Raw genomic sequence first — 16,260 nt, 5'->3', positions numbered from 1 at the left:
TAACCTATTGCGCGATTTAGAATAATTACTTCACCAACCCCAGTCAGAAGGCAACGCATGGCTTTACCCATGTTGTAAGCACTTAGTTATTGGGTTATCACACGAAAGACGAGGATAGAATGAAAGTTAGCTCATTGACGAAAATTGCTGCAGCACTCTTGGTTGCAACCACATTAACTGCTTGTGTTGACGATGGCGACGACGGCGCGCAAGGCCCTGCTGGCGCAGCGGGTGCTGCTGGCGCAGCGGGTGCTGCTGGTCAAAACGGTACTGACGGTGTTAGTGCACTGGTAACCCGTGACGACGTTATCAAAACGAATGCAAATATCGCTTATGCAGCTTACTCTGACTCTCTAATCAGCGCACAAACGCTAAAAGCAGCGCTTGAAGATTTAGTTGCTTCGCCATCTGACGCAACGCTAGATGCAGCAAAAAATGCATGGTTAGCGGCGCGTGAACCTTACGGCCAAACAGAAGTATACCGTTTCCGCGAAGGCCCAATTGATGCATTAAAAGCAGATGGCACTATCGGCGAAGAAGGTGACGGCCCAGAAGGCAAAATCAATGCTTGGCCACTAGGTGAAGCGATTATCGATTATGTTGCTCCACAAGTAGACGGTGATGCTGGTCCAGAAAGCGCGGCGAATGCGTTATCAAATAACATCATTGCTAACACAGCCGACTACCCTACCATCAGCGCTGCAACATTACGCACTACCTTCGAATTTGGTGAAGACGAGCGCAACGTAACCACAGGCTACCACGCCATTGAATTCTTACTTTGGGGTCAAGATTTAAATGCAGATCAAAGCGGTACAGGCCCGCGTGATGCAACAGGCGGCCAACGCCCAGCTTCTGACTACTTCACAACGCCTGGTACTTGTACTTCAGGTCCTGACGCTGCAGCAGAGCAAATTTGTGAGCGTCGTGGCGACTACCTAATTGCAGCAGCCGATCTACTAATTGAAGATTTACAAGCAGTTACTGAAGCTTGGGAACCGGGTGAAGGTGTTCACTACAAAGTATTTACCGCAGGTGGCGATCAATCATTAGCTCGCATTTTAGAAGGTATGGGTCGTCTAAGCTTCGGTGAATTAGCGGGTGAGCGTATCAATATCGCACTCGTAACTGACTCACAAGAAGATGAGCACTCTTGTTTTAGTGACAACACTCACCGTGATATTTTCTTAAACGCAAAAGGTGTTCAAAACAGCTACAACGCCACTTACACACGCATTAACGGTGAAGTCGTTGACGGTGCTTCTATCCACGATTTACTTGTTGTTGAGGGTGAGCCTGAGCTAGCTAACCAACTACGAGGTTCACTTGAAGCGACCATGGCTGCAGCAACGGTAATTGATACCAAAGCAAAAACAGGTATGCCATTCGATACCTTAATTCAAGAAGGGATTGAGCAACCAAACGTGATTGCCGTGATTGAAGCTTTAGTTGAGCAAACTGACGATATCGAACAAGCAATCGACGCGTTAAACGTAACCACTAACGATATACGTCAGGACACAGATCAAGATATCTAAGCACATACTCCAAAGGCGGCAGCGTAATATTTGTCGCCACATTCAAGGATGAAACTGGATAGGCTCAACCGAGCCTATCCTTGTTTTCACACAACTAGCAGAGCACGAGCAAGTAGGAAACAAAGCACACTTAACACGCTTGGAAGTTAGCAATTAATAGTAATCCAATCAGCAAGGCACATAGCTGTTTTATGCAGCGCTTGGATTTTTTAAGTAGAAAGCTCGAACAGTTTTACAAGATTATTTCACAAATCAGAGGGGCAGATTTTTGAAAGCACATCATTTAGCAACACTAGCATTATTACTTACCACCACTATTGGCTTAACCGCCTGTGGTGGTGGCGGTTCATCTGAGCAAGATCCTGTGACTCCACCAACCGCACCTCCGACGACTCCTGAGCCGCCAACTACGCCAGCGCCAACAGAAGATCACAGTGGCCTCACACCGCTAAGCGCAGAGACACCGATCAAGGACGAGTACCTAGCAGGTGGCGATACCACCTTATTTGTCACTAACGAAGATGCTTTTAGCACAAGGCCTGAGGCCATCGCCGATGACTTTCGTTTAGATGGTTTTTTTACCTCAGGCGATCATTTGTTTAGAACACCTCATGAAGATATTGGGCCACTACTGAATACCAGTAACTGCCAAGGTTGTCACTTAAACGACGGTCGTGGCGTGGTACCAGCATCAGCAACCGCACCTATGTTGAGTATGCTGGTTAAAGTTGGCCGCAGTGATGGTAGCGCCGACCCGATCTACGGCGATCAAATTCAACCGTTTGCTGAGCAAAGCTTTACTACCTCAGACTTCAATTCAGGCTTGCCAGTGCACAATGGCTCAGTTAATGGCACCGAACTATACGGTGAAGCTTTCCCATTTATCGAATATGAAATGATTGAGGGTAGCTACCCTGATGGCACTAGCTACCAATTACGCAAGCCCGTATTAAAAGTTCGTGACTTAAGCTTTGGTGCCTTTAGCGACGATATTCGCTTTTCAGCACGTGTTGCGCCACAGGCGTTCGGCGTTGGCTTACTGGCGGAAATTCCAGCCGACAATATTTTAAAATTGGCCGATCCTGACGACGCGGATAACGATGGTATCTCAGGCCGTGCCTCTATGGTCACCAGCGCCGTTAGCGGTGAAACTGAGCTTGGCCGCTTTGCTTACAAGGCACAAAATCCAACGGTTCTGCAACAAGTGGCAGGGGCCTATAACGGCGATATCGGCATTACCACCACTATATTCACCAATGAGCCATGTACCGATGCGCAAATAGCATGTCAGCAAGTGGCAGCGCAAGAATCTAAAGTTGGCGATGACGTTGATTTTTCCAATCGCGAGCTGGCGCTGGTTGAGTTTTACAACCGCGTGTTAGGGGTGCCAGCGCGTCGCGGTTTTGATCGCGACAGCGAAACATGGAGTGATGAAGTTACGCAAGGACGTAAACACTTTTTTGACTCAGGTTGCACCTCGTGTCACACCCCGCGCCACATTACCCAAGAAGCACCGGGTAGTGTCTTAGGTCAGCTAACTCTAACCAGCTTAGAGCCTAATCCAGCGCCTATTGAGATTTTATCGAACCAAGTTATTTTCCCGTATACCGATTTGCTATTACACGACATGGGCGGCTCTTGTCAGGTCACGCGCGAGTTAATCGACGGGCAAAGCTGTAATTCAAACGCGCAAGAATGCTTGTACGTGCAGCGCTGTGAAGGCTTGGCTGATGGTTTAATTCAAGGTGATGCCAGCGGCAGCGAATGGAAAACACCAGCACTTTGGGGCTTAGGCTTAGTACAAACCGTTAATGCTGATTCTACTTTCTTACACGATGGCCGCGCCCGCACCATCGAAGAAGCAATTTTATGGCATGGCGGCGAAGCTGAAACGGCAAAAAACAACTTTATGCAGTTAAGCCAAGCAGAGCGTGCACAGCTGCTGAGCTTTTTGGAAAGTTTATAAGTGATGAAGTTTAGCCAAATTTCTCCTAACGCAATAGCAACCGCAGTCGTGGCTGCTATTGCCGCCTTAAGTGCTGGACAAGCTATGGCAAAGTCTGACGATGCAAGCACCGCCCTTCCCGCCTCCTTACCGACAAAGCCCGGCGGTGGAATGACGATGAAGCGCATCTCGACCCGCAGCTATATTTTCCCCGGCGAAAGCGTCAAGGGTAAAGCGAAATTAGATTTTTGGACGGGTTTTTCGCTGTTTCGTGATCCTTGGGTCATTGCGCCAAGCTCGACCAAAGACAGAGATGGCCTTGGCCCGTTGTTTAATGCGCGCTCTTGTGTCGCCTGCCACCAAGGCGGCAGCCGAGGTAAAATGAGCCAACACGGTGAGCACTTACCCACTTCCTTGTTAATTCGCTTGGGACCAATTGCTGATCGTTATGCTACGGAAAAGTACACTGATGGGCACAACTATGGTGGCCAAATCCAACCGCGCGCTATTAAGTTTAACCATGGTCGATTGGAAAAAAGCCCGGTCGGTGAAGCTTGGTTAAACCTAAGCTATAAAACTATTGATGGCGAATATGCCGATGGCACGCCATACCAGTTGCAAAAACCTAGCTATCAATTAACGCGACTTGCCTATGGCGAGATTAGCGAAGGTATTGCACCTTCACCGCGTTTTTCACCAAATGTCTTTGGCGCAGGCTTGCTCGATGCCATTAGCGAACAAGACTTGCTCGCGCAAGAAGATGCTGACGATACCAATGGTGATGGCATTAGCCCGCGCTACAATCGAGTCGCGGATCATGTCAATGGCAGTAAAGGCGTCGGCCGTTTTGGCCTAAAGGCAAAACACCCTAGTCTAAAGCAACAAGTGGTGGCGGCGTTTCGCGATGATATCGGCATTACCAATAATGTCTTTCCACAAGAGTCTTGCGAACCGGCACAACTAGAATGTTTCGCCGCATCAAAGCTTGGCGGTCATACGAGCGTGGAAATTCCAGATAAATTGGTGAACTTGGTAATGGCCTTTAGCCAACATTTAGGCGTGCCACCAACGCGTAACCCGCAGTCTTTGCGAGCACTTAAAGGTCGTCAGCTATTTAACCAACTCGGCTGTGCCAGCTGCCATACCCCAAGTTACACCACAGCCAGTAACTACCCAGATAACAATCTCGCCAATCAAACCATTTGGCCTTACACCAATCTCGCTTTGCACGATATGGGTGAAGGTCTTGCTGATGGCGCAATGGAAGGACAAGCAACCGGCCGCGAATGGCGAACACCGCCACTTTGGGGCATTGGCTTGCAACAAGCCGTGCTTGGCGAAGCCAGATATTTACACGATGGTCGTGCTCGCTCAATTGAAGAAGCTGTGCTTTGGCATGGCGGCGAAGCACGACCTGCCCAGCAGAAATTTAAACAACTTAGCGCACAAGAAAGAAACGCCCTACTCACTTTCTTGCATTCAATTTAGGAGCTGCCATGACTAGCTACAACAAAATTTTAAGTTCGATGATTATCGCCTTTGCCTTAACTGGCTGTGGTGGCGGTGGTGGAGGTTCAAGTTCAGAGCCTTCGACTCCTTCTACACCAAGCACTCCATCAACACCAAGCACGCCGTCAACGCCAACCACCAATGTTGATGAAGAATTTGCTAAATGGTTAACCGATGTCAGTAATAACGTAATTATTCCAAGCTATCAGCGACTGGAAACCAGCGCGATAGCGCTGGAGTCGTCGGCACAAAACTTCTGTCAACTAAGCTCACCAAGCAATAGCGACCTGAGCGAAGTACGCAGCGCATGGCAAGCGATGAATGCCAACTGGCAAGCAGCACAATGGGTGCGTGTAGGCCCTGTGCTAGAGGAAAGCCGCAACTTTAAAATGCAATTGTGGCCAGATACCAATGATGCGGTAAACCGTGGTCTTAGCAATTTATTAGCAACCAGCGAAACCATTACCGCAGACATCGTTGCCACGCAAAATGTTGGTGCACAGGGTATTCCGGCACTAGAGCAATTGCTGTATGCCCAGAGCAATAACTCATTGCTAAGTGCCAGCGATAAAGATAAACGCTGTGAAGCACTGGTCGCAATTTCAGCGAATGTCGCCAATATCTCTGGCGATATTTATGACGGCTGGCGCGCCGACAACGGTAATTTTGTCGCCGAAGTGACGAGCGGTACAGGTGATTTTACCAGTCAAAAAGATGCAGTCGAAGAATTGGTTACTAACTGGCTAGAGCACGTTGAACGAGTGAAGGACGAGAAAATGCTAGAGCCATTAGCGATCAGCGCACCTGGTATTCCAAGCATTGCCGAATTCACGCTAAGCGACGAATCGATTCCAAGTATTAAAGTGAATTTAGATACCTTCCTGAGCATTTACACAGCAGGCAATGGTCATGGCTTTGATGACATTTTGACGGGTCATTTTGACCAATCGGCGATTGCTAATTCGATGACTGAAAAGCTCAATGCCGCCATCACCAGCGCTGCAACATTAAATGGCAATTACGCCGACGCGTTAAACAATGAAGCAAGTCGCACCAATATTAGTGAGGTGGTGCAAGCAGTGCGGGAAATCCGCGATGTAATTTCCACAGAATTTGTCCAAACCACAGATATCAACATCGGTTTTAACTCGAACGATGGCGATTAGACGCTCAGGTAATGCAGTAAGGATTAAGTAGTAATGAATAACAAATTTTCTAAACTTGCTATCGCGCTGGGCGTAGCATATTCGGCTTTAGCAGCAAGTCAGCTTGGCTATGCCGCTGAGAGTGCCGCAGACGCTAATGCGAGCCAACAAGCAAGCAATAGTAATGCAGAAAAAAGCATTGAAGTGATCAGTATTTTTGGTCATCGCAATCAATTGGCCACCGCAACTGGCTCTGCTTTTGTGCTCAACGAAGAAGCACTAAACCAATATGAGTTTGACGATATTCACCGCGTGCTACAAAGTGTACCTGGCGTTTATATTCGTGAAGAAGACGGTTACGGCCTACGCCCTAATATTGGTCTGCGGGGCGCAACAACAGAGCGCAGTAGTAAAGTTGCCATCATGGAAGATGGCGTACTGATCGCCCCTGCACCGTATGCTGCGCCAGCTGCTTACTATTTCCCTAATGTTTCTCGCATGGAGCAAGTGGAAGTATTTAAAGGCCCTGCGGCGATTAAATATGGCCCTAATACTATTGGTGGCGCGATCAATATGGTGTCGCGTCAGATCACAGATAGTGCCGATACACCACTAAGAGAAATTGATATTGCTGGTGGTCAAGACGGTTACCTGAAAGGTCACGGCGTTTATAGCCAGCGCTTTGAAAACAGTGAATACGGCGATTATGGCTTTTTAATTGAAGGTATTCATTTAGAATCCGACGGCTTTAAAGAGCTACCAAACGGTGAAGACACGGGCTTTGTCAAACGCGAGCTAATGTTCAAAGCCGACTTCTCGCCAGCGAACAGTAAGTACTACCAACTATGGCAATTTAAAGCGGGCTATTCCGATGAAGAGTCAGATGAAACTTATTTAGGCTTAACCGATGCCGACTTTGCGATTAATCCACATCAGCGATACATAGCCAGCCAAGACGATAAAATGGACTGGGAGCATTATCAATTCCAAGTGTCGCACTATATTGACATTACCGACAGCCTGAGTGTATTTACTCAGGCTTACCGCCGTGATTTTGACCGCGATTGGGATCGCTTTAACAGCTTTAATACCAATCGAAGTATGCAAACTATTTTAACTTCGCCTGACACCGGCTTAAACGCCTTGTTTATGCAGGTACTGACGGGTGAGCGCGACTCATTGACCACCGAAGAGCAACTGCTATTTACCTTAAACGATCGCAAGTTCTACTCGCAAGGTATTGAAAGTAAGCTATTTTGGGACACCCGTTGGTTGGATGCTGATGTTGCCATTGACGCAGGTTTACGTATTCATCAAGACCAAGTAGAGCGCAACCACAGACAAAACAACTTGTTGATGCAAGATGGTCGTTTGGTCAATTCTGGTGTGGCACAATCAACCATTACCGACAATGAAGATACCGCCACAGCGGTTGCTAGCTATGTTAATGCTGACATTGATTTTGGCCAGCTAAACCTGACCGCAGGTGTACGCATTGAATATATTGATGGCGAAGCGAAGGATTTCTTAGCAGGTACCACAGAGTCGGATACCGACACCGTGGTATTGCCCGGGCTAGGTGCGTTTTATCAAGTTAATGATGAATTGGGTTTCTTATTTGGCGTTAACAAAGGTTTTGTGCCAAATAGCCCAGGCCAAGACACCAATATTGACCCCGAAGAAAGCTGGAACTACGAGCTTGGTATGCGCTTTAGCAACGAGCTGTTCAATGCTGAGCTGATTGGTTTTTACAACGACTATGACAACCTCAAAGGCACTTGTACCTTCTCTTCAGGCTGTCGTGACGACCTAGACGTTGAATTTAATGGCGGTGAAGTGGAAGTTGTGGGGCTTGAATCAAGTATTCAAGCGGAGTTTGCCATTAGCCAATCGCTAACCATGCCAATTAACATCGCTTACACCTACACAGATGCCGAGTTCCAGAATGATTTTCAATCGACGTTCTCACAATGGGGCAATGTCTCGAAAGGCGATAAGTTACCTTACTTACCGGAAAATCAGATCAGCGTTGAAGTAGCGATTGCGCATGAAAATTGGCGTGCGGCGTTGTTATTTAAACACGCAGATGAAAGCCCAGAAGCCGCAGGTACTGGCACTGAACTTGAAAGCTTAATGACAGATGAGATTCAGCAGTGGGATTTCTCTGCTTGGTATCAAGTCACCGATGCACTACGCACTTATGTCAAAGTCGATAACCTGACTGACGAAGAAGTGATTGTCTCGCGCCGTCCGTTTGGTGCGCGCCCAGGCAAGCCTCAGCAAGCCAGCGTTGGCGTAAAATATACCTTCTAGCATAAAGTAATTAGTAAAGAGTTCGGTACCAGTATGAGTATTTCTAGACGACGTTTTTTATCTTTTACTGCAAAAGGCACAGCTGCCATCGGTACATGCGCTGCGGCAGTTGGTGGTGGCCTGATATTTTCCCAGTCAACCAGCGCAGCCCAGCATTGGTTGATCAGCGCCAGCACAGATAAATCAGGGAATCACTACGCCGCCGCTTATCGCTTAAATGGCGAGTTAGTCAGCCGCGTTAAGCTGCCGGCACGCGGCCACGATATTATCGAGCACCCATTTAAATCGGGTCATGCGATTGTTTTTGCCCGTCGTCCCGGCCAGTACTTTATTGAAGTGGACTTTAACCACGGCGAAATAGTCAAACAAGTATCACCTCAGGCTGGCTCTCACTTTTATGGTCATGGTATTGGCAATCAGCAGGTGCTGATCACCACGGAAAACAATTACCAGCAAGGTCGCGGCGCAATTGTGGTGCGTGATATCAATACCTATCAAGTGCTTGAGCAATTTGACTCCGGTGGAATCGGCCCGCATCAATTAGCTTATATGCCTGGTAACAAGCATATTGTTATTGCCAATGGCGGCATACTCACGCACCCAGATCTACCACGAAAAAAGCTGAATTTGGATACCATGAAGCCAAATTTGGCTTACATGGAGCTGACTTCAGGCAAGATCGTGGATAGCTTTGAGCTGGATAATCATCAACTCAGCATTCGTCATCTTGATGTCAGTGAGAAAGGTAAAGTGGTTGCTGGTTTGCAGTATCAAGGGGCGAAATCAGACCTTGTTCCGTTGGCCATTGCTCACCAAGGTGAAGCAAGTTTACAGTATCTCAGCGCTAGCGAAGCTATTTGGCGACGGATGAATCATTATACCGCCAGCGTATGTATTGATAATGCTGCTAACCTTGTCGCCATTAGCTGCCCACGCGCTGATATGCTGACTTACTGGTCGCTTAATGATAATAGCTTTATCGCCAAAGAGCGTTTTTCTGATGGCGCTGGGCTTGCTATGAGCACTGATGGTAAAGGCATTATCGCCACCAGCGGTAAAGGACAAATCTTGCCAATCGGCCAAGCTAACAACAAAGCTAGCAGCCAAGCTAGCGTATTTGTTGATGGTATTAAGTTTGATAACCATTTGGGCTATCTAACGGTAAGCTAGCAGTAAGTTAATGCCTTGGCGGGCAAAAAGCTAATATCTCAACTTTGAGACCTTAATAAAAAAATGGCGAGTTAGCAGATGCTAATTCGCCATTTTGTTTTTATATAAGCTAGCGCTAAAACCCTAATTCATTTTTATCTTTATCTTCTTCCATACCAGCGAGCGTCACCCCTTGCAGGCCACCGGTACCACTTTGATCGTTCGAGCGCAGTTTAATCATTAAGCGCAGATCATTTGGAGAATCGGCATGGTGCAGTGCATCGGCATAGTTGATTAAGCCTTGCTGATAGAGTTCAAACAGGGCTTGGTCGAAGGTTTGCATACCTAGCTCGTTCGATTTTTCCATCACTTCTTTGATGCTGCCCACCTCGCCTTTTTTGATCAGTTCAGAAATAAACGGAGAGTTAAGCAGAATCTCAATCGCCGCCACACGGCCATGGCCGTCTTTCGTTGGGATCAACTGCTGCGCCACAATACCGCGCAAGTTTAACGCTAGGTCAAACTGAAGCTTTTTATGCTGTTCTGCGGGTACCAAGTGCATAATACGGTCTATCGCTTGGTTGGCATTGTTAGCATGCAGTGTAGCGATACATAAGTGACCTGTTTCAGCAAACGCTAGCGCATGCTCCATGATTTCTTGCGAGCGGATCTCACCAATCAAGATAACATCTGGTGCCTGGCGTAATGAGCTTTTTAGCGCCGCATCAAAACTTTCAGTATCTAGCCCCACTTCACGCTGAGTGATCATGCTTTTACCATGCTCGTGAACAAATTCCACCGGGTCTTCAATGGTCAAAATATGTCCGCGCGCATTCTTGTTGCGGTAACCAATCAGCGCTGCCATCGAGGTCGATTTACCAGTACCAGTCCCCCCCACAAATAACACTAAACCGCGCTTAGACATCACCACATCTTTTAAGATAGGTGGTAAGCCTAAATCGTCAGCATCAGGAATATCAGTAACGATACGACGAATCACCATGCCAGCCATATCTCGCTGCCAAAACGCTGAAACACGGAAGCGGCCGATGTCGTCAATAGAAATAGCGAAATTGCACTCTTTCTCTTCGCCAAACTGCCCTTTCTGCTTGTCATTCATTGCATCGTGCACTAGCCCTAGAGCCTGATCAGGTGATAGCACTTCTTGGTCGATAGGCTGTAACTCACCATTAATTTTCGCACTCACTGGCAGCTTGGCGGTGACGAACATATCTGAGGCTTCGTTTTCCACCATGGTTCTTAGTAGTTGATGAAAGTCCATCATTTACTCCTTAATCTTTTACTACAAGCTTTTCGCTAGACGCTTGCCTGTCTACCTAAAAACCTTGGAACTGGTTTTTGTCTGCCGCTTTTGATGCCGCATCTTGGCGAGTAATCAAGCCACGGTTAACCAAATTCAACAAACACTGATCCATGGTTTGCATACCATGTGACATACCCGTTTGAATAGCGGAGTACATCTGCGCCACTTTATCTTCACGAATCAGGTTACGAATAGCAGGCACGCCGATCATAATCTCATGGGCAGCAATACGGCCACCGCCGACTTTCTTAACCAGTGTTTGTGAGATAACCGCGCGCAGTGATTCAGATAACATTGAACGCACCATAGATTTTTCTTCGGCGGGGAAAACATCAATAATACGGTCAATGGTTTTAGGGGCTGAGGTGGTATGCAGTGTACCGAAGACAAGGTGACCAGTTTCTGCTGCGGTCATGGCAAGGCGAATGGTTTCCAAGTCACGCATCTCACCCACTAGAATCACATCGGGATCTTCACGCAGCGCTGAGCGCAGCGCGTTGTCAAAACTCAAGGTATCACGATGCACTTCACGTTGGTTAATCAGACACATTTTGTTGTCGTGGACAAATTCAATTGGGTCTTCAATGGTTAAAATATGGTGGAATTTACTGGCATTGATGTAATCAATCATGGCTGCGAGCGTGGTTGATTTACCCGAACCGGTTGGGCCAGTCACTAACACTAAACCACGAGGGTTGTCGGCAATGTCACGGAAAATATCAGGACAACCTAAGTCTTCTAAGGTCAGTACTTTACTTGGGATGGTACGAAATACCGCTGCTGGCCCACGAGCCTGATTAAAAGCATTTACCCTGAAACGCGCTAAATTTGGCACCTCAAAGGAAAAATCCACTTCCAAATGCTCTTCATATTCTTTACGCTGTCGGTCGCTCATAATGTCGTAAACTAAGGCGTTTACATCTTTGGCATCAAAGGCAGGAATATTTAGCTTACGAACATCGCCATCAACGCGAATAGAAGGTGGCGTACCTGTCGATAAATGCAAGTCAGATGCATTATGCTCAACACTAAAGGCTAATAATTCGGTAATATCCATAAGAACCTCTTATATCGGGTAAATTTTCATTAATCACTATGAACATTAAAGACAATTTAACGCAAATCCAACAACAAATAACCAACGCCTGCCAACTTGCTAATCGCGCCCCTGATGAGGTGCAATTATTAGCGGTTAGTAAAACAAAGTCGGCAGAGATGGTGATGCAAGCCTATCAAGCGGGTCAGCGCCACTTCGGTGAAAACTACGTTCAAGAAGCCGTTGATAAAGTGTCTCAATTGTCGCATCTGTCAGATATATGCTGGCATTTTATTGGGCCTATTCAGTCCAACAAAACTCGACTTATTGCCGAAAATTTTGCTTGGGTACACAGTGTCGACCGAATTAAAATTGCCACGCGCCTTAATGATCAAAGGTCTGGTCAAGATACTCCCCTGAACATCTGTTTACAAGTGAATATTAGTGGTGAGCAGGCAAAATCTGGCACGACAATTAACGAGCTAAATGAACTTGCAGCCTATGTGAATAACTGCGAGCACTTAACCCTACGAGGTTTAATGGCCATTCCACAAAAACAAGCGCCAATGTCTATTTTTAACGATATGCACCAATTGTTTACTGACTTGAAAAGTCAATATCAAACCTTAGATACATTATCAATGGGGATGACTAATGATATGGACTCGGCAGTAGCTGCTGGCTCAACCATGGTGCGCATTGGTACGGCCATTTTTGGTCACAGAGATTAGCTCGGCATAATCAAAAAATGAGCAAATAAAATTAAATAGAACAAAAACGACAAAGCACAGAGAACTTTATGAATAAAATTGCATTTATCGGCGCAGGCAATATGAACCGCGCGATTATCGCAGGCCTAGTAAATAATGATGTTGAACCAAGCAATATCACCGTATCGAACCCTTCTGCGCCAAAGCGCGAAGCACTTGCCAATGAATATGGCATCAACCAAACTTCAAGCAATAGCCAAGCCGCTGAGCATGCCGATATCGTCGTACTGGGTGTTAAGCCACATTTAATTACCACCGTTTGCCAAGAGATTGCCGAAGTTATCGAGATTGAGCACAAGTGTTTTATTTCAGTGGCTGCTGGTACCACTATGACACAAATTCAAGCGGCTCTGGGTGAAAATAAGTCCGTGATTCGCGCCATGCCTAATACACCATCACAACTGGGCTTGGGTGTTACTGGTGCATTTGCATCGGAACAAGTCACCGACGAACAACGCGTAGCCGCCGATCGTTTGATGAAAGCAACAGGTATTGTTAAATGGTTAGCGCAAGAGTCAGACATCGACCACATTATTGCGGTTTCGGGCTCAGGCCCTGCTTACTTCTTCTTATTTATGGAAGCAATGGCAAGTGAAGCTGAACGCTTAGGTTTTACCAGTGCTGAAGCGCGAACCTTAGTGCAACAAACCGCACTAGGCGCGGCACAAATGGTGGTAGAAAATGATATTGCTATCGGCCAACTACGTGAAAATGTCACCTCAAAAGGCGGCACTACGCAAGCGGCGTTAAATGCCTTTACCGAAGGCGGCCTGCCAGAGCTAGTGAGCGGTGCAATGCAAGCTGCAATAGCTAGAGCTAAAGAAATGGCAGCAAAATAATTTAACAGTTTTTTATTGGTTTAAGCTCGATCATCAAGGCACTGTCACCTATGATTGAGCTGTTTTCTTAACTAGGAGTTTTTAATGGAAGCAGTCGTTTACTTGTTACGATTTTTCTTCGACGCCGTCGTTACCTTGCTTATTCTTCGCGTATGGCTACAGATGGTACAAGCCGACTTTTACAACCCGCTTAGCCAGTTCGTTGTTAAAGTCACCAATCCATTGGTGATACCATTTCGCCGAATTATCCCCGGCATAGGCGGGCTAGACATTGCCACCATCGTTGTAGCGTTATTTTTCGCCATTTTAGAATGGGTAGTTTTCCAAGGACTTAGCACAGGTCAAATTGATTTCTTGTTTGCCATGTATTTAGGAACATTAGCGCTAATTAAACAAGTTGGCTTCCTGCTGTTTATTATTATGCTGGTGATGGCAATCATGAGCTGGGTGGTACAAGGCTACAATCCAACCATGGTGATTTTCCAACAACTCACCGAACCATTCTTGCGCCCTATTCGCCGTGTAGTGCCTGTTATTGGTGGGTTAGATTTGTCGATTCTAGTTGCCTTTTTAGCGTTAAACGTCGTTAATATTTTGCTAACTGGCGCAGTGCCATACTGGGGTGGGGTTTAATCCCACTTCAGTAATATTAGCTATAATTGATAATAATTAATTTCGAATGGAGATTATCATGAAATCAATTCGAACCTGGCTGACAAGTGCGTTTGCACTTATCGCCTTAACGTTGACCAGCACAATCGTTAGCGCAGAGAACATGAAAACCTTAGGGGCAATGGATGTTCACTATATGGCGATTGGTGCGACCTTTTTAACGCCTCAAGTTGCCAAAGCTTACGGTATCGAACGCAGTAAATATAACGCGCTAATCAACATTTCCGTCATGGACAACACCAAAGCCAACAAGCCTGCTAAAGCGGTGGCAATTTCTGGCACAGCGCAAAACTTAACGGGTCAATACAAGCGCTTAGATTTTGAAGAAGTGCGTGAAGGTCAGGCGATTTACTACCTCGCCCAACTCAACTTTCGCGACAAAGAAAAGGTTAAGTTTGAGCTCACCATTACTGATGGCAGCGAAACCCATGAGTTAATGTTTAACCAAACCTTTTATGTTGATTAACTCAAAGCAGCCAGCACTGCTGTAGTAAATGATTTAGCCGCTTTTTAGGAAACTGAAAGCGGCTTTTTTGTTATGAAATTAAAGCTGTTGAGCCCAGCTTTATTATGCTGCTACATTTATAAACTGAATATAGTCACTGACAAATGTGCTTCGCTAAGCCACAAGGAATAACAATGATTGATTTTAATAATAAAGAAGTATTCAAGCTTAAACAAAATGAAGAATACGGTGAAATGGTTACCGAGCTGTTAATTGATAGCGAAGAAATCATTGATGCGTACAAGTCGATGCGTGACGGTGTGGTATTTACCAGCAAACGTATTATTGCGGTTAATGTTCAAGGTATTACTGGTAGTAAGAAAGACTTTACCTCGCTGCCTTACAAAAATATTGTCGCCTATTCAGTGGAAACCTCGGGCACTTTTGACTTGGATTCTGAGCTGGAAATTTACTTTTCAGCACTTGGTAAAGTGAAATTTGAATTTAATGGTCAAGCGTCAATCTTAGCCATTTCTAAAGTGATTTCTGAGCATACGCTTTAACGCCAAACATTAATTAGCTGGCAGCTAGACTTTTCAATTCAAGTTGCCAGTAAACCAACCTAAATTAACCTTTCACCCTGCTGCCTAATTTGTGCTTAAGCGTTTGCGCTAGCCACTCGCCTTTCATATTAATGACTAGGCCTAGCATAACGACAAAAATCCCAAGCCATTGGCCACCGGTGACTTGTTCATCTAAAAACACCATGGCACATAGCAAACCAACCACTGGCACAGCTAAGGTTAAGGGTGCAACTTGGCCTGCTGGATAATGCGCTAACAAATAGCTCCATAAGCTGTAGCCCAGCATTGACGCGCAAACTGACAAATACAGCAATACACCGAGGCCGACTAAATTAAACGACTGCAGGCTGGTTAAAATTGCGTCTTGCCCTTCAAAAACAAAACTGGCAATCGTAAAAGGAATAAACGCGAACCAAGACGACCACACCACTAAGCCTAGACCTGCACTGTTATTACCAGCCAAATAACCCTTTTGATTAATTTTGCGATTTATCACATTACCGCCGCCCCAAAGTACAGCTGAAGCAATCGTTAAGGCAAAACCAATCGCTGTCATCTCTGTCGCCTGCTCGCTATTGCCAATAATCACTAAGCCAAAGCCTGCTACTACCATCGCCACTAACTGCGCCGGCTTAATCGCTTCGTGCAGAATTAACACCGATAAAATTATGGTAAACAGTGCTTGAGATTGCAGCACTAACGAAGCAAGACCCGCGGGCATGCCAAAAGCAATTGCACAAAACAGCAAAGCAAATTGGCCAAAGCACAAGGTTAGCGCGTAAAGCGCTAGCCAACGCCAAGGAATATTTGGGCGTTTTACCAGTAAACAGCCAATCACACCGACAAATAGAAAACGGCCTGCGCCCATCATTAGCGGCGGCATCTGCTCTACGCCCCAAGCAATCACAATAAAATTAAAGCCCCAAATAGCGACAATAATTAGCGCAAGTAAACTATCTTTGAGTGACATCCATACACCTCAGCAAAGTTG

General features: G+C 46.2%; 14 protein-coding genes. 11 read left to right on the top strand and 3 right to left on the bottom strand.

What is annotated here, in order from left to right; genetic code table 11:
• Positions 1 to 119: 119 nt before the first annotated feature.
• The 6 genes from DXX94_RS16545 (at position 120) to DXX94_RS16520 (ending at position 9,620) form a co-directional block, all read left to right on the top strand.
• Entirely contained in the window at positions 120 to 1,538 is a 1,419-nt protein-coding gene (locus tag DXX94_RS16545; RefSeq protein ID WP_116017589.1) for an imelysin family protein, read from the top strand.
• A gap of 268 nt (positions 1,539 to 1,806) precedes the next feature.
• Positions 1,807 to 3,504, top strand: a complete 1,698-nt coding sequence (locus tag DXX94_RS16540) for a di-heme oxidoreductase family protein (protein ID WP_116017587.1) — start codon at positions 1,807 to 1,809, stop codon at positions 3,502 to 3,504.
• Between the two features lie 3 nt (positions 3,505 to 3,507).
• Positions 3,508 to 4,971, top strand: coding sequence for a di-heme oxidoreductase family protein (locus DXX94_RS16535; protein ID WP_258872242.1), 1,464 nt, complete (start codon positions 3,508 to 3,510; stop codon positions 4,969 to 4,971).
• Positions 4,972 to 4,979: 8 nt separating this feature from the next.
• Positions 4,980 to 6,158, top strand: coding sequence for an imelysin family protein (locus DXX94_RS16530; RefSeq protein WP_116017583.1), 1,179 nt, complete (start codon positions 4,980 to 4,982; stop codon positions 6,156 to 6,158).
• Positions 6,159 to 6,191: 33 nt separating this feature from the next.
• Entirely contained in the window at positions 6,192 to 8,450 is a 2,259-nt protein-coding gene (locus tag DXX94_RS16525) for a TonB-dependent receptor family protein (RefSeq protein WP_116017581.1), read from the top strand.
• 33 nt (positions 8,451 to 8,483) lie between these two features.
• Positions 8,484 to 9,620: a DUF1513 domain-containing protein gene (locus DXX94_RS16520; RefSeq protein ID WP_116017579.1), complete on the top strand. Its 1,137-nt coding sequence runs from the start codon at positions 8,484 to 8,486 to the stop codon at positions 9,618 to 9,620.
• Positions 9,621 to 9,735: 115 nt separating this feature from the next.
• Here DXX94_RS16520 and DXX94_RS16515 read toward each other — a convergent pair whose 3' ends face one another.
• Entirely contained in the window at positions 9,736 to 10,881 is a 1,146-nt protein-coding gene (locus DXX94_RS16515) for a PilT/PilU family type 4a pilus ATPase (RefSeq protein WP_116017577.1), read from the bottom strand.
• Positions 10,882 to 10,936: 55 nt separating this feature from the next.
• Positions 10,937 to 11,980, bottom strand: a complete 1,044-nt coding sequence (locus DXX94_RS16510) for a type IV pilus twitching motility protein PilT (protein WP_116000998.1) — start codon at positions 11,978 to 11,980, stop codon at positions 10,937 to 10,939.
• 38 nt (positions 11,981 to 12,018) lie between these two features.
• Between DXX94_RS16510 and DXX94_RS16505 the strand changes: the two genes are divergently transcribed.
• The 5 genes from DXX94_RS16505 to DXX94_RS16485 all read left to right on the top strand — a co-directional run bounded on the left by DXX94_RS16505 (position 12,019) and on the right by DXX94_RS16485 (position 15,248).
• Entirely contained in the window at positions 12,019 to 12,690 is a 672-nt protein-coding gene (locus tag DXX94_RS16505) for a YggS family pyridoxal phosphate-dependent enzyme (RefSeq protein ID WP_116017575.1), read from the top strand.
• A gap of 68 nt (positions 12,691 to 12,758) precedes the next feature.
• A complete protein-coding gene (gene proC, locus DXX94_RS16500; protein WP_116017573.1) occupies positions 12,759 to 13,568 on the top strand; it encodes a pyrroline-5-carboxylate reductase in 810 nt (269 codons plus the stop codon).
• A gap of 84 nt (positions 13,569 to 13,652) precedes the next feature.
• Positions 13,653 to 14,201 carry a YggT family protein gene (locus DXX94_RS16495; protein ID WP_116001001.1) on the top strand — a complete coding sequence of 183 codons (549 nt, stop codon included), beginning with the start codon at positions 13,653 to 13,655 and terminating at the stop codon, positions 14,199 to 14,201.
• A gap of 58 nt (positions 14,202 to 14,259) precedes the next feature.
• Positions 14,260 to 14,706 carry a DUF4426 domain-containing protein gene (locus tag DXX94_RS16490; RefSeq protein WP_116017571.1) on the top strand — a complete coding sequence of 149 codons (447 nt, stop codon included), beginning with the start codon at positions 14,260 to 14,262 and terminating at the stop codon, positions 14,704 to 14,706.
• Positions 14,707 to 14,879: 173 nt separating this feature from the next.
• Positions 14,880 to 15,248, top strand: coding sequence for a PH domain-containing protein (locus DXX94_RS16485; RefSeq protein WP_116017569.1), 369 nt, complete (start codon positions 14,880 to 14,882; stop codon positions 15,246 to 15,248).
• A 64-nt stretch (positions 15,249 to 15,312) separates the two neighbouring features.
• On the opposite strand, the gene DXX94_RS16480 is transcribed toward DXX94_RS16485, so the two are convergent.
• On the bottom strand, positions 15,313 to 16,239 hold the full coding sequence (locus DXX94_RS16480) for an EamA family transporter (protein ID WP_116017567.1): 927 nt from the start codon (positions 16,237 to 16,239) through the stop codon (positions 15,313 to 15,315).
• Positions 16,240 to 16,260 lie beyond the last annotated feature (21 nt).

The sequence above is a fragment of the Thalassotalea euphylliae genome, from assembly GCF_003390375.1.
GTDB lineage: Bacteria > Pseudomonadota > Gammaproteobacteria > Enterobacterales > Alteromonadaceae > Thalassotalea_F > Thalassotalea_F euphylliae_A.
This window is presented reverse-complemented; position numbering and strand designations above follow the sequence as displayed.